We start from the raw sequence: 277 nt of genomic DNA, 5'->3' as shown, positions 1-277 counted from the left end.
TTTAAGGTGGTAGGTGGGTGACTTAGGCAAATCCGGGTCACTATACACTGAGAGCTGATGACGAGTCCCCAAGGGGATGAAGTAGTTGATGCCATGCTTCCAGGAAAATCTTCTAAGCTTCAGGTTAGCGGGAATCGTACCCCAAACCGACACAGGTGGTCGGGTAGAGAATACCAAGGCGCTTGAGAGAACTCGGCTGAAGGAACTAGGCAAAATGGTACCGTAACTTCGGGAGAAGGTACGCTCCTGTTGGTGATGAGACTTGCTCTCTAAGCTG

1 rRNA gene is annotated in these 277 nt (G+C 50.5%); it reads left to right on the top strand.

Going from position 1 to position 277, the window contains the following annotated elements:
* A 23S ribosomal RNA gene (locus B4920_RS26190) occupies positions 1 to 277 on the top strand; the annotation flags it as partial.

It is taken from the genome of Zoogloea sp. LCSB751 (assembly GCF_002028455.1).
GTDB lineage: Bacteria > Pseudomonadota > Gammaproteobacteria > Burkholderiales > Rhodocyclaceae > Zoogloea.
Note: the sequence above shows the minus strand (reverse complement) of the source record. Positions and strands in the feature narration are given on the sequence as shown.